At 37.1% G+C, this 19,252-nt stretch carries 13 protein-coding genes; all 13 read left to right on the top strand.

The window, feature by feature from the left end:
- Positions 1–544: 544 nt before the first annotated feature.
- The 13 genes from QL898_RS06525 (at position 545) to kdsA (ending at position 19,249) form a co-directional block, all read left to right on the top strand.
- The gene (locus QL898_RS06525; protein ID WP_290176222.1) at positions 545–3,421 is read left to right on the top strand and encodes a 2-oxoglutarate dehydrogenase E1 component; all 2,877 of its coding nucleotides are present in this window, start codon (positions 545–547) and stop codon (positions 3,419–3,421) included.
- Positions 3,422–3,575: 154 nt separating this feature from the next.
- Positions 3,576–4,823: a 2-oxoglutarate dehydrogenase complex dihydrolipoyllysine-residue succinyltransferase gene (gene odhB / locus QL898_RS06530; RefSeq protein WP_290176223.1), complete on the top strand. Its 1,248-nt coding sequence runs from the start codon at positions 3,576–3,578 to the stop codon at positions 4,821–4,823.
- A gap of 254 nt (positions 4,824–5,077) precedes the next feature.
- Complete coding sequence (lpdA, locus tag QL898_RS06535; RefSeq protein WP_160021402.1) at positions 5,078–6,532, top strand: dihydrolipoyl dehydrogenase; 1,455 nt, start codon at positions 5,078–5,080, stop codon at positions 6,530–6,532.
- A 158-nt stretch (positions 6,533–6,690) separates the two neighbouring features.
- Entirely contained in the window at positions 6,691–7,857 is a 1,167-nt protein-coding gene (gene sucC / locus QL898_RS06540; RefSeq protein WP_134292285.1) for an ADP-forming succinate--CoA ligase subunit beta, read from the top strand.
- Positions 7,858–8,008: 151 nt separating this feature from the next.
- A complete protein-coding gene (sucD, locus tag QL898_RS06545; protein WP_101204626.1) occupies positions 8,009–8,884 on the top strand; it encodes a succinate--CoA ligase subunit alpha in 876 nt (291 codons plus the stop codon).
- A gap of 348 nt (positions 8,885–9,232) precedes the next feature.
- On the top strand, positions 9,233–11,713 hold the full coding sequence (locus QL898_RS06550) for a hypothetical protein (protein ID WP_290176224.1): 2,481 nt from the start codon (positions 9,233–9,235) through the stop codon (positions 11,711–11,713).
- A gap of 285 nt (positions 11,714–11,998) precedes the next feature.
- On the top strand, positions 11,999–13,768 hold the full coding sequence (locus QL898_RS06555; protein WP_290176225.1) for a hypothetical protein: 1,770 nt from the start codon (positions 11,999–12,001) through the stop codon (positions 13,766–13,768).
- A 173-nt stretch (positions 13,769–13,941) separates the two neighbouring features.
- Positions 13,942–14,661, top strand: a complete 720-nt coding sequence (locus QL898_RS06560) for a glycosyltransferase family 2 protein (RefSeq protein WP_290176226.1) — start codon at positions 13,942–13,944, stop codon at positions 14,659–14,661.
- A 19-nt stretch (positions 14,662–14,680) separates the two neighbouring features.
- The gene (locus QL898_RS06565) at positions 14,681–15,037 is read left to right on the top strand and encodes a capsular biosynthesis protein (protein WP_356638652.1); all 357 of its coding nucleotides are present in this window, start codon (positions 14,681–14,683) and stop codon (positions 15,035–15,037) included.
- The gene (locus QL898_RS06570) at positions 15,034–16,596 is read left to right on the top strand and encodes a hypothetical protein (RefSeq protein WP_290176228.1); all 1,563 of its coding nucleotides are present in this window, start codon (positions 15,034–15,036) and stop codon (positions 16,594–16,596) included. Before QL898_RS06565 ends, QL898_RS06570 begins: the two co-directional genes overlap by 4 nt.
- Positions 16,597–16,923: 327 nt before the next feature.
- Positions 16,924–17,421 carry a CatB-related O-acetyltransferase gene (locus QL898_RS06575; RefSeq protein WP_290176229.1) on the top strand — a complete coding sequence of 166 codons (498 nt, stop codon included), beginning with the start codon at positions 16,924–16,926 and terminating at the stop codon, positions 17,419–17,421.
- Entirely contained in the window at positions 17,414–18,373 is a 960-nt protein-coding gene (locus tag QL898_RS06580; RefSeq protein ID WP_290176230.1) for a KpsF/GutQ family sugar-phosphate isomerase, read from the top strand. Before QL898_RS06575 ends, QL898_RS06580 begins: the two co-directional genes overlap by 8 nt.
- A gap of 36 nt (positions 18,374–18,409) precedes the next feature.
- Positions 18,410–19,249 carry a 3-deoxy-8-phosphooctulonate synthase gene (kdsA, locus tag QL898_RS06585; protein ID WP_290176231.1) on the top strand — a complete coding sequence of 280 codons (840 nt, stop codon included), beginning with the start codon at positions 18,410–18,412 and terminating at the stop codon, positions 19,247–19,249.
- Positions 19,250–19,252 lie beyond the last annotated feature (3 nt).

Genomic DNA, 19,252 nt, shown 5'->3' on the forward strand with positions numbered 1-19,252 from the left:
TATGCGCACAATGATTATGCGTTTATAATTGATGATAGATATTCATTACATAAATACCTAGTATTGAACAAACAAACTATGTCGCAAAAAATGGGCATGATAATCTATACAGCAATGTATGTCTGTCTGAAAAGGCAGGATTTGTCAGCAAATTTAGGGTAATTCAGCATCAATAACCAGTTTATAGGTTAGCTGAAAATATAATTATCTATTAATAGTTTATCATTAATGGATTGGTTATGACTCAAAGAAGTATATATAAATTAATGTTGTGAAACGAGCTAGATAAGAAAACTGAGCGTTCACAAATAGTTTTATTTTTAGACGGGTATTGCAATAAGACTTGTTACCACTATTTAGCATCACTTGCTCTTGTAGACAATGACAGCAATATTCTATGGTGATGGCAATACTTAGGGATAAAAGTGTTTTATCGAATAGTATTTAACAGGATATGACACATTGTCTAACTACCTGAGCATACAACGACTGACACAATAATAAGCACGATTCCATTCATTTATCTATCAAATAGACGATTATTATGAATAGTATAACCAAAGAAAAATCTGGCCAAGTACATACCGAACTGGCTGCCGATAACGCCAACTATATAGAAGCTCTTTACGAGCAATACCTAACAGACCCTGATAGTGTTGATACTGACTGGCAAACGTACTTTGAACAGTATAAGTCGCAGAACGATGCTCAGCATAACGCTATCAAAGATCAGTTCTTACTACTTGCTCGTAATCAAACGGCAAATAAGAGTAGCAGTACTGATACCGACTCTAGCAGCTCTGCCAACTGTGATCCTAAGCAGATGGGCGTACAGCAATTAATCTCAGCATATCGTCGTCGCGGTCATCGCCGTGCCAAGCTTGATCCTTTAAATTTGCATCCACGTGCAGAAGTAGAAGATTTGACGCTTGCTTATCATAATTTGTCAGAAGCTGATCTCGATACCGTATTCCCAACCAATGATTTAGTTATTGGTAAAGATGAAGCGACATTGCGCGAAATCATCGAAATCATGGAACGTGTTTACTGTGGCCATATCGGTGTCGAGTACATGCATGTTACCACCAGTACCGAAAAACGCTGGATGGAAGAATACCTAGAGACCAATCTAGGCTATATCAAATTCGATAAAGAAAAACGTTTATCTATTCTTGAGCGCTTAACGGCTGCTGAAGGTCTAGAAAAATACCTTGCTCGTAAATATACGGGTGTTAAGCGTTTTGGTTTGGAAGGTGGTGAGAGCTTCATTCCTGCTATCAATGAAATCATTCAACGTGCTGGCGGATATGGCACAAAAGAAATGGTCATTGGTATGGCTCACCGTGGCCGTCTAAACCTACTAGTCAACATCTTAGGTAAAAACCCTGCAGACTTGTTTGATGAGTTTGATGGTAAAGTACAGCCAGAAAAAGGCTCAGGTGACGTTAAATACCACAACGGTTTCTCATCTAATGTGATGACACCAGGTGGCGAAGCGCATTTGGCTTTAGCATTTAACCCATCGCATCTTGAAATTGTCGCGCCAGTACTACAAGGCTCAGTACGTGCCCGTCAAGTACGCCGTAACGATCAGCCATTACTAGACAATACTGGTGGTAATTCAGTATTACCTATCGTGATTCATGGTGATGCTGCTTTCGCTGGTCAAGGTGTGGTCCAAGAAACCTTCCAGATGTCACAGACCCGTGCTTATACCACTGGCGGTACTGTGCATATCGTGATCAATAACCAAGTTGGCTTTACTACTAGCCGTCAAGAAGATGTTCGTTCAACTGAATATTGTACTGACGTTGCCAAGATGGTTCATGCTCCTATCCTACATGTAAACGGTGATGATCCTGAAGCAGTCGTATTTGCCGCTCAGTTAGCATTAGATTATCGTCATAAGTTTGACAAAGACATCATCATTGATTTGTTCTGCTATCGTCGTAACGGCCACAACGAAGCAGATGAGCCATCTGCAACTCAGCCATTGATGTATGCTGTTATTAAGAAGCTTCCAACTACTCGTACTCTGTATGCGCAGAAGCTTATCGCAGAAGGTATCTTAAATGCTGAAGAAGAAAAACAGTATGAAGATAATTATCGTGAATCTTTAGACCGTGGTGATTATGTTGTTAGCTCATTGGTTCAAGAGCCTAACGAACAGTTGTTCGTAGATTGGAAACCTTATCTAGGTCATGACTTGGTTGATGACTGGGATACCAGTGTCGATATCGAAAAGCTTAAAGGCTATGGCCGCCGTATGGCCGAAATGCCAGAAGGTTATAAGCTACAGCGTCAGGTTCAAAAAGTCGTTGAGCAGCGTCTAGCGATGCAAACGGGCGAAGAGCCTCTTAACTGGGGTGCAGCTGAGACATTGGCTTATGCATCATTGGTTGATAACGATGGCGTATTAGTACGTATTACTGGTGAAGATGTAGGCCGTGGTACTTTCTCACATCGCCACAGTGAAATATACAATGTCAATGATGGCAGCATGTATGTACCGTTGTCTCATTTAAGTGAGAACCAAGCACGCTTTGCTACTTATAACTCATTGCTATCAGAAGAAGCGGTACTAGCCTTTGAATATGGTTATGCGACCACTGTACCGAACGCATTGATCGTTTGGGAAGCACAATTTGGTGATTTCGTGAACGGTGCTCAGGTTGTGATTGACCAGTTCATCTCAAGCGGTGAGACCAAATGGCAGCGTGTTTGTGGTTTGACGATGTTGTTACCACATGGTTTCGAAGGTCAAGGTCCTGAGCATTCATCTGCACGTCTAGAGCGTTTCTTACAGTTATGTGCTGAAGACAATATGCAGGTCATTACCCCAACGACTCCTGCGCAAATTTATCATGCATTACGTCGTCAGGCAGTACGTCCTATTCGTAAGCCACTGATCGTTATGTCACCAAAAAGCTTATTACGTCATAAGCTAGCGACTTCTAATCTAGAAGAGCTTGCTAATGGTAAGTTTGAGACGGTATTGCCAGAGATGGACGATCACAACGCAGATAAAGTGACTCGTATGGTTCTGTGTGGTGGTAAGGTTTATTATGATTTGTTAGAGCAGCGCCGTGCATTAGGTCTTGATCATGTGGCTATCGTTCGTATTGAGCAATTGTATCCATTGCCAGAGACTCGCTTAATCGCTGAAATCGAAAAATACAGCAACCTAACTGAAATCGTATGGACGCAAGAAGAGCCATTGAACCAAGGCGCTTGGTACTATTTAGCACCGCATATGTTCCGTATTGTCGTACCGCATCCAACCAAAGCAAAAGTCATGGAGCCAGTCGCGCGTCCTCCTAGTGCAGCCCCTGCAACAGGATCACCGAAACTGCATGCTCAACAACAGCAAGCACTCATTGCTGGTGGCCTTGGCATAAGTGTTGATGAATTAGCTCAGTAACACCTTGTCTAAGCAAAGATTATAGAAGATAAATGAATCAGGCGATGACAGTCAGTGTTTTTTAATAAAATATAAGCAAAGTTATTAAAAGATTACCGGCTGCTTATCACGACTTAATAATAAGTATGAATACCCAAATCTAAGGAGTATATCGATGGCTGACATCAAAGCCCCCGTTTTTCCAGAATCGGTTGCCGATGGCACAATCGTTGAGTGGCATGTCACTGAAGGTCAACAAGTTAATCGTGATGACCTATTGGCTGAAATTGAAACTGATAAAGTTGTATTAGAAGTTGTGGCACCTGATGATGGTGTATTGACCAAAATCGTAAAGCAAGTTGATGATACTGTATTGTCTGATGAGCTTATCGCTCAGTTTGAAGCCGGTGCAAGTGCTGGTGCTAGCGCAGACGAAGCGCCAGCAGTAGATCCAGACCAAACAGCTGCGCCAGTTCAAGCAAAGCAAGCTGCCGATGGTGGTGAGCCTGTTCAAGCAACAGATAAGAAAGGCGAAGCTGATCATAAAGATCAAAGCCCAGCAGTTCGTAAAGCAGCAAAAGAGTCAGGCGTAGATCCTAAAGAAGTCGAAGGTAGTGGCCGCGGTGGTCGTGTAACCAAAACTGATATGGCTAATCCAACATTGAAATCAGACAGCAGTATCAAGTCTGACAGTGGCCGTCCTGTTGCTGAGTCAATGGGTGAGCGTACTGAAAAACGTGTTCCAATGACTCGTCTTCGTAAGCGTGTTGCTGAGCGTCTATTATCAGCATCACAAGATACAGCGATGTTGACGACGTTTAACGAAGTGAACATGAAGCCATTGATGGACATGCGCGCTAAGTACAAAGAGAAGTTTGAAAAGCGTCATGGCGTACGTTTAGGCTTTATGTCGTTATTCGTAAAAGCAGCGACAGAAGCATTGAAACGCTTCCCAGCAGTAAACGCTTCACTAGATGGCGATGACATTGTTTATCATGGTTTTTATGATATCGGTGTAGCAGTATCTTCAGATCGCGGCTTGGTTGTTCCAGTATTACGTGATACTGATCGCATGAGCATGGCTGACGTTGAAAGCACAATCCGTGAGTTTGGCGGTAAAGCACAGCAAGGTAAACTTGGCCTAGAAGATATGACTGGCGGTACTTTCACTATCTCTAACGGTGGTGTATTTGGTTCATTGATGTCAACCCCTATCTTGAACCCACCACAAACTGCTATCTTAGGTATGCATGCTATCAATGATCGCCCAATGGCAGTCGATGGCAAAGTAGAAATCTTACCAATGATGTACCTAGCACTATCTTATGACCATCGTATGATCGATGGTAAAGAAGCAGTACAGTTCTTGGTAACTATCAAAGAGTTGGTCGAAGACCCTGCAATGCTACTACTAGACCTGTAAGCTTTTAAGCTTGTATTGGCAACCGCTGATACAAGCTTTTTAACTTTGGTATAGATAATGATTTTTATTAGTCAGCGATTACTTGATGCGCTGATAACTGTATTTAAATAAATTTAATAATGGTGACTTGCTATCGATGTGTGAGTCTATCTCATTGACATAGTGTATTAACTGTTCAGTGTAGATAACGCTGATCTATCAGCAAGATAACAACCAGTTTAAATGACACATACAATTAAAAATAGGAACGTACTATGAAAGACAATTATGATTTAGTCGTCATCGGCGGCGGTCCTGGTGGTTACGAAGCAGCTATTCGTGCAGGCCAGCTCGGTATGAGTGTTGCTTGTATCGAAAAGCGCGTTTATAAAGGCGAGCCAGCACTTGGCGGTACTTGCTTAAACGTTGGTTGTATCCCATCAAAAGCCCTACTTGACAGCTCACATCGTTACGAAGCTACTAAGCATGACCTTGACGAGCACGGTATCAGTACTGGTGACGTTGCTATCAATATCGAAAAAATGATAGAGCGTAAAGAAGGTATTGTTAAGCAGTTGACTGGTGGTGTTGCAGCGTTGCTAAAAGGCAATGGTGTTGATTGGCTACAGGGCTGGGGTACTTTAGTTGACGGCACGGGCACTGACAAAAAAGTCAAATTTACTGCTCTAGAAGACGAAAGCGAAACGACGATCACTGCTAAGAATGTTATTCTTGCGGCAGGTTCTGTGCCTATCGAAATTCCTGTTGCCAAAACTGACGGTGACCGCATTGTTGATTCAACTGGCGCACTTGATTTCACTGAAGTACCTAAGCGTTTAGGCGTTATTGGCGCTGGTGTTATCGGTCTTGAGCTTGGTTCAGTATGGCGTCGTCTAGGTGCAGAAGTAGTCGTATATGAAGCACTTCCTAGCTTCTTAGCTGCCGCCGATAAAGACATCTCAAAAGAAGCCGGCAAAATGCTGAAGAAGCAAGGTCTTGATATCCGTGTCGATACCAAAGTAACCAATGCTGAAGTACAAGGTGACCAAGTTGTTGTCACTAGCGAAAGCAAAGGCGAATCTTCTGAAGAGAGCTTCGACAAGCTAATCGTTTGTGTTGGTCGTCGCGCTTATTCTGAAAAACTGCTTGGCGATGACAGCGGTATCACGTTGACTGAACGTGGTCTTATCGATGTCAATGACCAGTGCAAAACCAATCTTGATGGCGTTTATGCTATCGGTGATTTGGTCCGTGGTCCTATGCTTGCGCACAAAGCAATGGAAGAGGGCATGATGGCTGTTGAGCGTATTCATGGCGAAAAACCTCAAGTTAACTATGACACTATCATCAATGTCATTTATACTCACCCAGAAATCGCATGGGTAGGTTTGACTGAGCAAGAAGCTGAAGAAGCTGGCTATGAAGTTAAAACAGGTTCTTTCAACTTAGCTGCTAACGGTCGTGCATTAGCGCAAAGTGAAGCACAAGGCTCTATCAAAGTTGTTGCTGATGCGAAAACAGATCGTCTATTAGGTATGCATGCTATCGCTGCTGGTGCTGGTGATATCGTCCATCAAGGTATGATCGCGATGGAATTTGTGTCTAGTATCGAAGACTTGCAGTTGATGACATTTGCTCATCCAACTATTTCAGAAGCAGTGCATGAAGCTGCTCTATCTGCAGATGGCCGTGCTATCCATGCTATCCAGCGCAAAAAACGTAAGAAATAAGTAGTTGCTCGTTTAGTTATTATCGATTTACAACCTGATTGGGGTATCGCTATTTTGGTGATGCCACAATCATGAGTGCGTCAGACGTATGATTCATATGTATATGTGCGCACTTGATTTCACTTTTTATTAATTGTAAAAAATAAAGGATACAATCAATGAATTTACATGAGTATCAAGCAAAAGAGCTATTAAAAAGCTACGGTTTGCCAATTCAAGAAGGCATCATCGCTCATAACGGCGAAGAAGCTGCTGCAGCTTTTGATAAAACCCCAACTGACATTGCGGTAATCAAAGCGCAAGTACATGCTGGTGGTCGCGGTAAAGCTGGTGGTGTAAAACTGGTTAAAACTCGTGAAGAAGCTAAGCAAGTTGCTGAAGAGTTGATCGGTACTAACCTAGTAACGTTCCAAACTGATGCTGATGGTCAGCCAGTAAACTTCGTATTGGTTGCAGAAGATATGTATCCAGTACAAACTGAGCTATATCTTGGCGCAGTCGTTGATCGTGCAACTCGTCGTGTAACTTTCATGGCATCTACCGAAGGTGGTGTAGATATCGAAGAAGTAGCACACAGCACTCCAGAAAAAATCTTTAAAGTACACGTTGATCCTTTAGTTGGTTTAATGCCTTTCCAAGCGCGCGACGTTGCGTTCAAACTTGGTCTAGAAGGTAAGCAAATCAATCAATTCGTTAAATTGATGACTGGCGCCTATAAAGCATTCGTTGAAAACGACTTTGCCCTAATGGAAATCAACCCATTAGCCGTTCGTGAAAATGGCGAAATCGTTTGTGTTGATGGCAAAATCGGTATCGACTCAAACGCACTATATCGTCTGCCAAAAATCGCAGCGCTACAAGACAAGACTCAAGAAAATGAGCGTGAGCTTAAAGCCGCTGAATTTGACCTAAACTATGTTGCTCTAGAAGGCAACATCGGTTGTATGGTTAACGGTGCTGGTCTTGCAATGGCGACCATGGACATCATCAAATTGTATGGCGGCAAGCCTGCTAACTTCTTGGACGTTGGCGGCGGCGCAACCAAAGATCGCGTTGTTGAAGCGTTCAAAATTATCCTAGAAGACAGCAGTGTTGAAGGTGTTCTAATCAACATCTTCGGCGGTATCGTACGTTGTGACATGATTGCAGAAGCTATTATCGCTGCTATCAAAGAAGTTGACGTACAAGTACCAGTTGTTGTTCGTTTAGAAGGTAACAACGCTGAGCTAGGCGCACAAATTCTAGAAGAGTCTGGTCTGAAATTGATTTCAGCTCAAGGTTTATCTGACGCGGCTCAAAAAATTGTCGATGCTGTTAAAGCGTAAGTCTTTAAACATAAGCGTTTAGAGATAGACGCTTAAGCATAGTAGTCAAATCGTAATAGTGGTTATTTATAATAAAGATCGGTTATCAAAATTTGATAACGATAGTTATAAAGACCACTGTTACAAGACAACCGAATACAAGGAAAATATAATGAGTGTATTAATCGATAAAGATACCAAAGTATTGGTACAAGGTTTTACTGGTAAAAATGGTACGTTCCATTCTGAACAAGCCATCGAATACGGTACAAAAGTAGTTGGTGGTGTGACTCCAGGTAAAGGCGGTCAAACGCACCTAGGTCTACCAGTATTCAATACCATGGCGGAAGCCATGGAAGCGACTCAAGCTGACGCTTCTGTTATCTACGTACCAGCACCATTTGTACTAGATTCTATCGTTGAAGCAATCGATGCTGGCGTTAAGTTGATCGTTGTGATCACTGAAGGCGTACCTACTATCGATATGCTAAAAGCAAAACGCTATCTTGAAGAAGCTGGCGACGTACGTTTGGTTGGTCCTAACTGCCCAGGCGTTATCACTCCAGGTCAGTGCAAAATCGGTATCATGCCAGGCCATATCCATCAGCCAGGTAAAGTGGGCATCATCTCACGTTCTGGTACATTGACTTACGAAGCTGTAGCTCAAACTACTAAGCTTGGTTTTGGTCAGTCAACGTGTATCGGTATCGGTGGTGATCCTATCCCTGGTATGAACCAGATTGACGCACTGAAACTATTCGAAGCTGATCCACAGACTGAAGCTATCATCCTAATCGGTGAGATCGGTGGTACTGCTGAAGAAGAAGCTGCTGCTTATATCAAAGACCATGTAACTAAGCCAGTTGTTGGTTATATCGCTGGTGTTACTGCTCCGGAAGGCAAGCGTATGGGTCATGCTGGCGCTATCATCTCTGGTGGTCAAGGTACTGCTGAAGAGAAATTCAAAGCGTTTGAAGATGCTGGTATCGCGTACACACGTGACCCATCTAAACTTGGCGACAAGCTAAAAGAAGTTACTGGTTGGTAAGATAGGCATTAGTCTACAGTTAAACTACTAAATCTACATTGAAATATGATAAAGACACCCTTACAATGGGGTGTCTTTTTTATTTACAAATGACTTAGCTTCAAAATTATACAGTCATATTAAGCTTGGTTTTGATAAAATCTCGGTCGCTCGATTTATGAGTCAAGTATGTATTAATTATTTCAAAAAAGCTATTTATATAGTTAATAAGTTATACATATTATAATTCAAATGTAAATTCTATTTAGAACAGTTTAAGAGCTTTTATAGAAAAGGAAGATAAGAGTTGATATTGTTTTTATGATAATATCATATCTACTTAAATAAAATATAAGGTATATACAGACTGTGAGTAAACTTACTAAGTTAATGAAAAACCCTTCTATCTTTTTTTTGGACTCTTTTCAAAAACGTAAACATCAACTCAGCGATATTTTGAATGTTTCTGAATCTGTACATCATAAGCCAAATAAACTTACAAATAATTTGCCGCCTAAGAAAAGTGTTCCATCAGTAGCTAAGAAAAGTGTTCCATCAGTAGCTAAGAAAAGTGTTCCATCAGTAGCTAAGAAAAGTGTTCCATCAGTAGCTAAGAAAGGCGCCCCTATAGTAGCTAAAAATAAGCCGTTAAGTGAGTTAGTTTCTATAGCTCCTGAATATTCTTTTGAAGATAATATTGAATCTTATATTTATTTGCCATGGATGCGAACCCATGGTGATGCATTAATACAATCTGTTAATAATTCAAAGAACTTTAAAATATATCCTTTAAAAATAGTTAATGAATATAGTGATGATAATAGAAGAAAGATTTCAAGATTATCGCGTGAGAATCCTTCAGAATATCGAAGGATATTATTGAGTCATTTAGCAGTGATCAAGAAAGACATTCAGGGTGTTGTACTTACTTTTGATTGGCATCCAGCAATGAGAATTTTGGCCGATGCTTGTAACGATTTAGGTATCAAAACAATTTTGATACTCCATGAATCTGTCTTTCTATCAGAAGAAAAATATTATATGTATGAGTGGGGAGGTTATGAAGTAAACCTCCCTAAGTGCGACCATGTCATTACTTGGGGACAATTACAAAAAAATATTTTTATAGAAAGAGGATTAGACGAACATAAAATTGAGGTGCTTGGAGCTCCTAAATTTGATATCTATCATGAATACGAAAATTTAATCTCTCGTGATAATTTTTGTATGATTTATGGGCTAAATCCAAAGAAGAAGATTTTTCTATATGCTTTACAACCTATGGATGTTCAAGTTGATCAAAGAATAGCGCTACGTGAACAAAATCAAGCATTATTAGACATTATTGAATATTGCGAAGAAAATGACTCTCAACTTATTATGCGGGAGCCACCTAGTAATATTAAGAACACCATTTTCCAGAAGATAAGAGACAAAGTAGACACTGACGAAAGGTTTATCATTGATAGATCAGGGGCATACTTGTTACCAGTGGCCGAAAACCTACACCATGTAGACTTAGTTTTATCAGTTAACAGTACTTTGATGCTTGAGTCTTTATTGTCTGATACGCCAGTAGTATCGACAAAATATTTCGATTTTATCCAAATATGGGATGGAATGAATATTCCTGTAGCTCATAATAAATCCGAACTGTTCAATCAGATAGATTGGGTGTTTGCAACTGAGACACCACTTAAAAATATAAATTGGTGTTGGGCAGCGGACAATTTATCAGTAGGAAAATTTGATGGTCAGTCATCAACTAGAATTACTAATTACCTAGAGGGCTTAACTAGTGATAAGCATTTAGGAAGTGGTGAAAATATAGTTCCTTTTAGTTCTCATATTAAATATTTGGCTAATTCAAACCCAAGTCTAGTGAATAGTACAGGTATGTATTTACCACAACTTTTAAACTTTTCTGAAATGGTAAAACCCAAGAATGAAATAGAAGCTTCTTTGTGTGATATGGCTATACAATGGGGTATAACGGAGAATAATAATAAAGCGGCCGTTTCGAAACTTATGAAAGTGTTTGGAAAAAAACCTTTCATTATAGAAGATGGTTTTATCAGGTCAGTTGGCATAGGTCTATCTAATGAGCCTGCGCTATCTATTACTTTATGTGGTGATACTACTGCCTATTATGACTCTTATAACGTGTCAAGCTTCGAAGAAATTCTAAATTCTAATAGGGTCTTTACTGACAGTGAGTTGTATCACTCAAAGAAAGCAATTAATTTGATAGTTGAAAATCATATTTCTAAATATAATGACTCTCCCTATTTGCCAGTTTCAATAGGGCGTGACAATGTACAAAAGGTTTTAGTGATTGATCAGCGCTACGGTGATGAGTCAGTAGCTCGTGCCAAAGCCGACGAAAACGATTTCCAGAAAATGCTTATCGACGCTATTACTGATAACCCTAATGCAGATATTATCATCAAAAGGCATCCAGATGCTGTTAAAGGTGGTAAAGGGTCATACTTCATTGACAGCCGTATTGAGTTTACTAGAAATGTAAAAAATGTTTTTCTGATTGACTATGATATTCATCCACATCAATTATTAGAATTGGTGGACAAAGTTTATGTATGTAGCTCTGGTCTTGGATTTGAAGCCCTATTATATGGTAAAGAAGTTATATGTTATGGGGTGCCTTTTTATTCAAACTGGGGGGTCACTACTGACAGAAAAATAGAGTCTAGACGTCAAAAACAAAGAACAGTTGAAGAAGTATTCTATGTTTCATATATTGAATGCAGTAGGTATTATTCACCAGAACTAGAGAGAGTATGCAATATAGAAGATTGTATTAAGTATATTGTTAAACATAGGGGGTTTTGATAGATTTCATAAAATATATCAATATGCTTATATAACTAATCATTAATATCTACTTATTCTTTGCCAAACTTTAATAAAATGTTGGTTTTATAGATATTTTTATTTAGCTTATTGAAAATCTCGCTATAGAACAATCATGAGATCTTAGAATATTATTAATTCGTATGTTTAAGAAACATCGTTGTGAACTATATGTAACCATAAGCTAGTCTTATTATATCCAATATTTTTATTGAAAGAAATTAAGTGTTATTTAAAACTATTTACTACCGCTAGGAGATGAATTTGAGAGTTGCAATTTGTATTTCGGGTCAAATGCGAAATTTTGAAAACAGATTGGATAGTCTTAAGTCCAACCTACTAGATAAATATAATTGTGACATATTTATTCATACATGGAAAGAAAGAGGGGTTACGACTGACCTTAACAGGTTGTTTCCTAACGGTATGCAGGATTATTTTCAAAATGATATTAATAGTAATCCTGATGATTTTATTAGAGAATGGAATCAAGTATTGCCTTACGTAGATTTAAATAGTAATGAAATTACTGAGGTTTATCTTAGACAATTGTATCCAAATGTAAAGTCAGTGGAAATAGAGGAAACTCCAAAGGATTATGAAGAAAAAAAGACATTGTATGGTATTAAATATCCAGAATTTTTATTAAAAGAATTCCCTAGAAGATACCATAATTTAGCTATGTTTTATAAAATAAAATCTTGTAATGATTTAAAGATAAATTATGAACTAGAGAATGATTTTAAATACGATTTTGTTATAAGGATTAGACCAGATATTCATTTGAAAGAAGAGCTAAGTTTTGATTTACATAGAGATAATGTTGGAAATTCAATATTTTGTAAATCAGGAATGAAATCCGAAGATTATATATTTGATCAATTTTTCTTTGGAAATAGCTATTCTATGGATAAGGTATCAACCATATGGGATTGTCTTTCTTGGTATTGGGATGAGAATAATAAAGATTTTGATAGTAGCGAAAAAAGAACAATTGGTTATTTGTTACACCATCATTCTATTAAGAATAGTATAAAAATAAATAATATCGATATTAAAACCACGCTTTTAGAAAAACCAGAAGAAGGCAAAGTTGATTTCTTATCATTTATTCCTATGTTGGAAAAATATATAAAGTTAAATGGTATGAATCATAAGATATCATGTGCTATATCCGCAGCTATTTCACAGCATGCATTTCATCAGTTCAAATTAAAAGGTATTGATGATATGTATAAAGAGCTACAAAAGGTATACATTATAGCAGGATACTATTTCACTAACCCTCCTTATGGATTAGCTTTATACTATTTTGAAAAAAAAGATTTTGAAAAATGTAGTAATTTTTTTGAGGTGGCAGTGTTATTAGAACCTAATAATGAAAAAATTATGAAATCTTATTCAAAATTATTATTCGAACAAAAAAAATATAATGAGCTATTTGTGTTGTTAGAAAGTAAGAATTTATATTCCGAGATATTGTTCTATAGCTGTAGAGCGAAAATGCATGAAAAAGTTGTAGAAATTTACAGTAATGTAAGTGAAGATATTGAATTAACAGATAACCTCAAGTACATGGTGTCTTTATCATTCTACTTTTTTAAAAAATATAATCAGACATTAGATATCTTAAAGGATATTGAAAATGCTAAGAATAAAAATCTATGTTCAAATGTAAATTATAAGATATCTCAAATTTATTTTTATAAAAAATATTTAGAAAAAAGTATAGAACATATAGATATTGCTATCAATAATTCCCGCGATCCTGCAGGATTAATACTATTTAAGTCTAAAATTTTAGGGAAAACAAGCCCATCTTTTGAGTATTTATTGAATAATAAAAAATACTTCTCTAGTAAGATGCATATTTTTTATTACAGGATGTATGAGCTGTCAGGTAATAATATTGAGATGTCTTATTACTACTTAGTAAAAGTACATGAGATTGATCCAGAGTATAGAGATGTTTCAAAAGTAAAAACTGATCTAGACGAAAAACTAAGTTTGTTATATAACAAGTTGGATGCTTAGTGTCTTTATATATTGAAAATATTTTTGCGATTTTTTATTGGGGTTTCGATAAGTTGTATCTCTCTTAAAAGCAATATTATTTATCTCGGTTAATAATTACTTATATAAAGCATTTGCTTCTAAAAAATCTATCAATAAATATTTGTCTTTAATTTTTAATGTGAGTGATTTACATGTTTATCATACCAATGGCTGGATTAAGTTCTAGGTTTTTCAAAGCAGGTTTTACAATACCAAAATATAAACTCCCTATTGGTTATGAAACGATTTTTGAGTGGTCTGTTAGATCTTTTGAGCTCTACTTCAAAACTGATAAATTTGTATTTATCTATCGTGATATTTATGACACTGAGATTTTCATCAAATCGAAAATTAAAGAGCTTGGTATTAAGGATTATGATCTAATTTGTTTAGATAATGAAACTGAAGGTCAGGCAGATACAGTGTATGAAGGTACAAAGCATATAGATACAAATGATCCAATATTTATTTTCAATATCGATTCCAAAATAGAAGGTTTTACCAAGCCTACATGGATAGAAAGCTGTGCTGGTTACATTGAAGTATTTGAAAGCGAGGGTGACCAGTGGTCTTTTGTTTTGCCAGGTGAGAAAAATAACGTAATTCGAACTACTGAAAAAGACAGGATATCGGATTTGTGTAGCGATGGTTTATATTTTTTTGATAAATTATCTACCTTCAAAAATCTATTTCTATACGCCAAAGAAAATAAACTTACTACCAAAGGTGAATATTATGTTGCACCTTTATACAATATTTTAATTGAGCAAGGTGGCATAGTCCGTTATGACTTGATCGATAAAAGAGATATCTTATTCTGTGGTACACCTAATGAATATAACGTAATGGTAAAAAATATTTCGGAGAGCTAAGTACATGAAAAGATTAATTATGGATTTGGATAATACTATTTCAGATACTGATAATGGAGATTATCGTAACTCTCAACCTATACCAGGAATTATTGAGAAACTACGTGACTACAAAGAGCATGGGTTTGAAATTATCATTAGCACTAGCCGAAATATGAGAACTTATAAAGGTAACGTTGGTAAAATAAATGCAATTACACTTCCTATAATACTGGAATGGTTGGAAAAATATGACGTGCCCTATGATGAAATCTATGTAGGTAAACCTTGGTGCGGAACAGAAGGGTTTTATGTGGACGATAAAGCTATTCGACCTCATGAGTTCAAAAATATGTCCTATGAAGAGATAGAGGTTCTATTAGGTATTGAAAAATGATTATTATTAACTCGGCAGCGTATGTAAACTCTGAATTTGTTAATGAAATAGGTTTAATTCCTCCTTGCTTCCTACCACTAGGAAATAAGAAACTGCTCTATCAACAAGTTAAAGCTTTGCGTAGTTTTTTCAAGGGTGAATCTATTTATGTTTCGTTACCACGAAGCTATGTAACATCTGTCGATGAAAATAAACTTATTGAGAGTTTAAATATTCAGATAATTTTTATTCCTGAGACTTTATCTCTAGGTATGGCGCTACTTTACCTATTAAATACTATTATTTTCGATGATGAAACAGTGCGTTTATTACATGGCGATACCTTATTATTAGATTTCCCAAGTGAAAATAATGTTGTTGCTCTTTCTACATCAGATGAGAACTACAAATGGGAGAGGCAAGATAGTATTTCTGGAGTACGAAATATATGGTGTGGGTATTTTTCTTTTTCTTCAGTTCATTATTTTATTCAATCGCTTGCCTTAACGGAAGGCGACTTTGTCAAAGCTGTAAGACTGTATGATGAAAACTGTAAACTAGCCTTTTCTAAAGTTGATATATGGTTGGATTTTGGACATATCAATACTTATTTTAAATCCAGAGCTATGATTACAACTCAACGAGTCTTTAACTCATTAAAAATTGAAAATGGAATTGTCTGGAAATCGGGGCTACCAATTGTTAAAATTCAAGCAGAAATTGAGTGGTTTAAAAAAATCCCTTCTAAAATGAAAAGATATACTCCACATCTATTGGATACAGGATTAACTAAACAAAACATACCTTACTATGAGTTAGAGTATTTGCCTTGTTTGCCTTTAAATGAGCTTTTTGTAAATGGAAGGAATCCAATTGGTTTTTGGAATAAGGTTTTGAAAGAAATTTCTAATTTTATGTCTGAAGCAAGAGGGTTTTATCCTGAAAATGATAAAGAGTTGCTGAGAAAAGTTAATACCGATGCTGTAAATTTATATGAGAAAAAGACCAATGCTCGTCTAAATGACTATAATAAAACTTTAAAATTAAAATTAGATGCTCCCATGAAATACGACGGGATAGAAACCCCTAGTATTAATAATATCGTTACTGATTGTATTGAAAAATCTATTAAGCAAAAAGTTTTTCCCGCAGTTCTACATGGTGATCTATGTCTTAGTAATATTCTTTTTGATTCGCGTTCTGATACTATCAAAGTTATTGATCCAAGAGGAATAAACTTTTTAGAAGAACTAACTATATATGGAGACCAAAAGTATGATTTGGCAAAACTATGTCATTCTTTTGTAGGGTTATACGATTTTATTATTTCTGATCAGTTCTCTGTTTATTTTTCGGCAGAATTAGGTTATCAAATAGCTTTCAATAACGATCAGCGTATTCAGAACCTTCAGAAAGCTTTTCTAGAAAAAGAATTTTTGCCAGGATATGCAACAGCTGAAATTATTCCTTTAACTATTTTATTATTCATATCTATGGTTCCTCTTCATTCAGATAAACCAGAACGCCAAAGAGCAATGGTGATAAATAGTGTGCGATTATATAAAGAATACGTTCTATAGTTTAATTTATTGTTTGCTAAGTCTTATATCGCACTAGTATTTTACTAAAATCGAATGGTTTTGAATAGATAAGGATATAATATGTTGTATAGTTTTACTCAAAAATCAGCAAAATCTATTAGCTTAAATATAGATTTGTTAAAATTAAGAGGCGAACTAACATGTTCTTCTTCCATATCTTTTCAAGATTGTACAATTTCTGGGAGCTGCACAGTCGGTGCATTTACACACTTTGGTAAAGATTGAGAAATAAGGAGTGTAAAAATTGGTAATTATTGCTCCATTTCTGCAGAAGTTATTATTAATCCTTTTCAGCATCCTATTAATTTGCTAAGCACATCTGGTTTTGCTTTTGGTGATAATGGAGGACTGGGAGGATTCGATGAGTTTAAAAAAATAAAGTCGAAAACAAGACATAATAAGCAAGGCCATGTCAAAATTGGTAGTGACGTTTGGATTGGTAGACGAGTGATTATCATGTCAGGTGTTTCCATTGGCAATGGAGTAATAATAGCCGCCAATTCAGTTGTTACTAAAGATATACCTCCTTACAGTATATATGGTGGCGTACCTGCAAATTTAATAAAAATGAGATTTACTCCTGATCTGATACATCTACTATCTCGAAGTGATTGGTTTGATTATGTTCTAGACAGTAATATCTTGGAAAGTATTAATTATGGAAATATAGTGGAATCTATTGAAACTATAAGTCTAAAAAAACATAAGCTTCAAAAAATAAGTAATAATATTTTTTTAAGTAGAAAAGAAGCTAAGTTAGTCGTTAGTAATAATCTTTGTAATTTGAGTAAAGAATATGAATGATAAGTATTTTGTAGTTTTAGAAAATGTCGTCGATATAGAGATAGAGTCTTTGGTTGAACTCAAAAAGTCTGTGGGAGATAGTTTTACCAAAGCTTGTGAAGTGATTCTTAACTGTCAAGGACGCTTAATTATAACCGGTATGGGAAAGTCAGGTTTAGTAGGTCGTAAGATAGCAGCAACGATGGCCTCGACTGGTACCCCGGCATTTTTTGTGCATCCTGGCGAAGCAGGCCATGGCGACCTCGGAATGATCGTAAAGGGTGATGTTGTCTTGGCTATTTCTAATTCAGGTAACAGCGATGAAATCAATATTTTATTACCTGTGATTAAAAGATTAAACTTACCTTTGATAAGTATTACTAAGAATTTATCTGGTAGATTAGCACAAGAAGCAGATATTGCTTTGACGCTTGGTGACTTTGAAGAAGCTTGTCCGATGGGATTAGCGCCTACCTCTAGCACCACAGCGACGATGGTATTGGGCGATGCCCTCGCTATCGCTTTATTAAAGGCACGCGGCTTTAAGTCCGAAGACTTTGCTTTATCTCATCCTGCTGGTTCCCTTGGCAAAAATCTATTGACGCATGTTGGTGATCTAATGAAGTCTGGTGATGAAATACCGTTAGTATCAGGAAACACCAGTATTTTAGACGCGTTATTTGAAATTACAGAAAAAAGACTGGGTATGACAGTTGTAGTCAGTGAAGAGGGGGATTATGGTTTATTGACAGATGGCGATATACGTCGATTGCTCACAATAAACCAAGATATGAATCAGCCTATCGCTAGCGTTATGAAAACCGCGCCTATAACCACGTCAAGGGATACACTAGCCGCAGAAGCATTAAATATTATGCGCCAAAAGAAAGTGAACCAGCTTATAGTTTTAGAAAACCGAAAGCTAGTTGGGGTTCTTGCCTTGCGTGATCTGGTACAAGCTGGTATCAACTAAATATAATATATTGATTTTAATTCATAAGGAAAATTGATGAAAATTACGGAAAATATAACGGTTGGCAATGATCAACCTTTTGTACTGTTTGGCGGCATTAACGTCATAGAGTCTCGAGATCTTGCTTTAAAGGCATGCGAGGCATACGTAGAAATCACGCAAAAGCTTGGTATACCCTATGTATTTAAAGCCAGCTTCGATAAAGCCAATAGATCTTCAATCCATTCTTTCCGTGGGCCGGGATTAGATGAGGGTTTAAAGATTTTACAAGAAGTGAAAGAAACTTTTGGTGTACCCATCATCTCAGACGTACATGAAATAGATCAGTGTCAGCCAGCTGCTGAAGTCATTGATATTTTACAACTGCCTGCATTTTTAGCGCGTCAAACTGATTTGGTTAAGGCATTAGCAGAGACTGGTCGTCCAATTAATATTAAGAAACCACAGTTTCTTAGCCCAGAGCAGATGAAAAATATTATTAATAAATTTCATGAAATGGGCAGTGATAAACTCATGCTTTGTGAACGTGGTAGCTGTTTTGGTTATGATAACCTAGTCGTTGATATGCTGGGATTAGGCGTAATGAAGCGCATTAGTAATAATGCCCCTATTATCTTTGACGTGACGCATGCATTACAAACCAGAAGCTCAGGCAGTGATGCGTCAGGAGGCCGTAGAGACCAAATTATAGAATTGGCTCGTTCCGGTATGGCTGCTGGACTTGCAGGACTGTTCTTAGAGGCGCACCCAAATCCTAATGAAGCTAAATGTGACGGACCAAGTGCGTTGCCGCTAGATAAGCTAGAGCCGTTCTTACAACAGATGAAGCAGGTCGATGATTTAATCAAGTCATTACCAAGCATTGATATTCAGTAAAAC

Source organism: Psychrobacter sp. APC 3279, assembly GCF_030407795.1.
Classification (GTDB): domain Bacteria; phylum Pseudomonadota; class Gammaproteobacteria; order Pseudomonadales; family Moraxellaceae; genus Psychrobacter.